Genomic DNA, 4,324 nt, shown 5'->3' on the forward strand with positions numbered 1-4,324 from the left:
ACATAGGATGCCAGAAGTGCTGCCAGCTGCACGGCAACAGCCATGAACAGCCCGTTTATGCCTTGCGCAGCACCCCCGATGACGATCAGCGACAACACGCCGGACGCGCAGATGAAGGCGATGCGGGCAACGCTGTCGGCGTCCGGGCTGGTCGCGTCGTTGACCAGGGCTTCGACAAAGGCCCAGAAAAACAGAACCGCGACGACCAGCAATGCGGTGGCAAGCGGCGCCACGACAACGAAATTGTCGAGGTTGACGAAGCGGGTACCCTCGATTGTGGCACCGATCACGCCGAGCGCCGCCGCCACACCACGGTTTCCGTCGATGCAGATGAGCGCAAGCAGGGCGAAAACAATCGTCCAGTGCAAGGTCAGAAAAGAGGTCAGTACCTGTCGCATCGGTGTTCCTGCTTCGCAAAGCAGGAGACGGCCAATCTGAACCATTGCCTGCTTGCGCCGGGACAGTGGGCCTTGCCGCTCGCCATCGCAACGGAAACCATTTGTTAAGGTTAACGGAAATTAGCCATATGCGAGAGGATACGGACCAACGCCTCAAAACTGTGGATGGCGCCGGTTTTTGCGATGCTCGCGGCTCAGTTCACTGGCGGATAGAGCGTGTCGATGATCATGCGTGCATCGTGGCGCGAATCGATCATGCCATAGGTGTTGCGCCATTGGCCGGCCAATCGCGTCTCGACGAAAGCGTCGGCGATCCGCCCTGCCCCCAGACGGCGCAATTCCGCCGCCGCAGCCGACAGAGCCAGCTGCTCGGTGAGCAGCCGAGCCGAACCTTCGTCGGTTGAAGCGACCTGCATCGCCGCCTTCAGCACGCCGATCGTGCCGCGTCCGCCGGCGCCGAGATCGCGGTCGATGCCGGCCAGCACATCCTCGAACAGGCCGGGCGCACGGCCAAGCACGCGCAGCACGTCGAGCGCCATGACATTGCCCGAGCCCTCCCAGATCGCGTTGACCGGGGCCTCGCGATAATAGCGGGCGAGCGGCGCCTCCTCGACATAGCCATTGCCGCCGAGGCACTCCATCGCCTCATAGAGCAAAGGCGGCGCGATCTTGCAGACCCAGTATTTGACGACCGGCGTCATGGCGCGGGCAAACGCCGCTTCACCGCGGTCGCTGGCCGCCTCGTCGAAGGACCGCGCCAGCCGGAACGACAGTGCGGTGGCGGCGGCGACATCGAGTGCCATGTCCGCCAGCACGCGCTGCATCAACGGCTGCTCGATCAGGGTCGAACCGAACACCTGACGATGGCGGGCATGATGAACGGCCTCGGCGAGGCCCGCGCGCATGATCGCCGACGAGGCGATGGCACAATCGAGCCGGGTGAGCGTCACCATGTCCATGATCGTCTTCACACCGGCACCGGGTTCGCCGACCATCTCGCCGATGGCATTGACGAATTCGACTTCGGAGGATGCGTTGGAACGGTTGCCGAGCTTGTCCTTCAGCCGCTGGAAGCGGAAGCCGTTGCCCGAGCCGTCACCGAGAACGCGCGGTACGAGGAAGCACGACAGCCCCTCCGGCGCCTGCGCCAGCACCAGGAAGGCATCCGACATCGGCGCCGACATGAACCATTTGTGCCCGGTCAGACGATAAAAACCGCTGCCGGCGCGTTCCGCCCTCGTCACATTGGCGCGCACATCGGTGCCGCCCTGTTTCTCGGTCATGCCCATGCCGAGCGTCAGCCCGGTTTTCTCGACCGGCGGCTTTTGGCTCTGGTCATATTTGCGCGTCGTCACGCGCGGCGCCCATTCACGAAACAGTTTCGGGCTGGCCATCAAGGCCGCCAGCGAAGCGTTGGTCATGGTGATGGGGCACAGATGCCCGGTCTCGAGCTCCGCCGTCAGATAAAACCGGGCGGCACGGACCTGATGGCGGCGGCCGATCTCGGTGTCGCCGTTTTCCCACACCGAGGAATGCAGCCCATTGGCCACGGAGCGGCGCATCAAGGCGTGATAGGCGGGATGGAACTCGACCACGTCGATGCGCCGTCCTTGGCGATCATGCGTCCTCAGCTTCGGCGTCTCGCCATTGGCGAGGCGCGCCAGTTCCTGCGCCTCCTGCGTCAGCACGAAACGGCCGAGACCGTCGAGTTCCCGGCGCACCGGATCGGAAAAACGCTCCGCGAGCTGGATCAGCAACGGATCGCCCCGCCAGGCGTTGCCGCCCGTCAGCGGCGGCGGCTGGTTCGTCACGTCGTCGGTCACGCCCAATCCTTCTATCGTCAGAAAGCCACGAATCCGAGGCTGTCGGCTAGATATAGCCAAGCCATGCAGCGCGCGCGATGAAAATACCGGCCGATACAATCGGCCATCTACACGAAAAAAATGAGGAGAACGGTTCCAATGCAAAGCTGGCGCTTGCAGCCGCAAAGTCTCCACCCTATAGCAGCCCCTTGAGATGACCGACGCTTCGTCCCCCTATCCTCAACGCCATCTTCTGGGCATCCGCGACCTTTCCCCTGCCGACATCGAGCTGTTGCTCGACAGGGCGGACCGGGCGGTCGCGATCTCGCGGCAGTCCGAGAAGAAAACCTCGACGCTGCGCGGCCGCACACAGATCAACCTGTTCTATGAAGCCTCGACGCGCACGCAGTCGTCGTTCGAACTGGCCGGAAAGCGGCTTGGCGCCGATGTCATGAACATGTCGGTGGCAAGCTCTTCGGTGAAGAAGGGCGAAACGCTCATCGACACGGCGATGACGCTGAATGCCATGCGGCCCGACATATTGATCATCCGCCACCAGTCGGCCGGTGCGGCCGCGCTTCTCGCGCAGAAGGTCGGCTGCTCCGTCGTCAATGCCGGCGACGGCGCGCATGAGCACCCGACACAGGCGCTGCTCGACGCGCTGACCATCCGCCGCGCCAAAGGCCCGCTGTCGAAGCTGATCGTGGCGATCTGCGGCGACATCCTGCATTCGCGCGTGGCGCGCTCCAACATCATGCTGCTCAACGCGCTCGGCGCGCAGGTGCGCGTCGTTGCGCCGTCGACGCTGCTGCCCACTGGCATCGAGAAGATGGGCGTCATCGTCACCCGTTCGATGGCCGAAGGCCTCAAGGACGCCGATGTGGTGATGATGCTGCGCCTGCAGCGCGAGCGCATGGAAGGCGCCTTCGTGCCTTCGGTGCGCGAGTATTTCCGCTATTTCGGCCTCGATGCGGAAAAACTGAAGGCGGCCAAAGACGACGCGTTGGTGATGCACCCCGGACCGATGAACCGTGGCGTCGAGATCGCTTCGGAAATCGCCGACGGCCCGCAAAGCGTCATCCAGGAACAGGTCGAAATGGGCGTTGCTGTGCGCATGGCGGTCATGGAAGCGCTGCTCGATCCCCGTCGCAATCAAGAGGGCCGCGGCGCATGAGCATAACGGTCTTTGAGCGCGCCCGCATCGTCGACCCCTCGCGCGGCATGGACGAGATCGGCGCCGTCATCGTCGATGGCCGCAAGATCGTTGCCGCCGGCAAGCCAGCGCTCAACCAGGGCGCGCCCGAGGGCGCCACCATTATCGACTGCGCCGGCAAGGCGATCATTCCAGGCCTTATCGACGGCCGCGTCTTCATCGGCGAACCGGGCGGCGAGCATCGCGAAACCATTGCGTCGGCGAGTGTCGCGGCGGCGGCTGGCGGCGTCACCTCCATCGTCATGATGCCCGATACCGACCCGGTGATCGACAATGTGGCGCTTGTCGAGTTCGTGCTGCGCACCGCCAAAGACACGGCTATCGTCAACGTCTTTCCGGCTGCGGCGATCACCAAGGGCCTCGACGGGCGCGAGATGACCGAGTTCGGCCTGCTGCGCGAAGCCGGCGCGGTCGCCTTCACCGATGGCCGCCACACCATATCGAGTGCGCTGGTGATGCGCCGCGCGCTGACCTATGCGCGCGACTTCGGCGCCACCATCGTGCATGAGACGCAGGATGCGGACCTCGGTTCATCCGGCGTGATGAATGAAGGCCTCTACGCCAGCTGGCTCGGCCTTTCCGGCATTCCGCGCGAGGCCGAATCCATCCCGCTGGAACGCGACCTTGCGCTGGCGCGGCTGACGCGCGGTTCGTACCATGCGGCGAAGATCTCGACGGCGATGGCGGCAAACGCCGTGACGCGTGCCAAGGCCGACGGGGCGACGGTGACGTCGGGCGTGGCGATCCACAATCTGTCGCTCAATGAAAACGATGTCGGCGAATACCGCACCTTCTTTCGCCTGACGCCGCCATTGCGTGCCGAGGAAGACCGGCTGGCGATGATCGAGGCGGTCAGGGACGGTACGATCGACGTCATCGTCTCCTCGCACGATCCGCAGGATGTCGACACC

At 64.3% G+C, this 4,324-nt stretch carries 4 protein-coding genes; 2 read left to right on the forward strand and 2 right to left on the reverse strand.

Annotated features, from left to right (window positions below; all coding sequences use genetic code 11):
- The coding region (locus tag EN969_RS18915) for a hypothetical protein (protein WP_127419307.1) at positions 1-398 on the reverse strand (398 nt) is incomplete at its 3' end.
- A gap of 194 nt (positions 399-592) precedes the next feature.
- On the reverse strand, positions 593-2,221 hold the full coding sequence (locus EN969_RS18920; protein WP_127419308.1) for a DNA alkylation response protein: 1,629 nt from the start codon (positions 2,219-2,221) through the stop codon (positions 593-595).
- A gap of 193 nt (positions 2,222-2,414) precedes the next feature.
- On the opposite strand from EN969_RS18920, the gene EN969_RS18925 reads away from it, so the two are divergent.
- A complete protein-coding gene (locus EN969_RS18925; protein WP_063167954.1) occupies positions 2,415-3,374 on the forward strand; it encodes an aspartate carbamoyltransferase catalytic subunit in 960 nt (319 codons plus the stop codon).
- On the forward strand, positions 3,371-4,324 hold a 954-nt coding region (locus EN969_RS18930; protein WP_127419309.1), incomplete at its 3' end, for a dihydroorotase. The genes EN969_RS18925 and EN969_RS18930, both read left to right, overlap by 4 nt.

The sequence above is a fragment of the Mesorhizobium sp. M7A.F.Ca.CA.003.01.2.1 genome (genome assembly GCF_003998945.1).
Lineage (GTDB): Bacteria > Pseudomonadota > Alphaproteobacteria > Rhizobiales > Rhizobiaceae > Mesorhizobium > Mesorhizobium ciceri.

Coding starts and splice junctions, on each gene's coding strand:
- EN969_RS18925 (WP_063167954.1), top strand. CDS start 2,415: ATGACCGACGCTTCGTCCCCCTATCCTCAACGCCATCTTCTGGGCATC.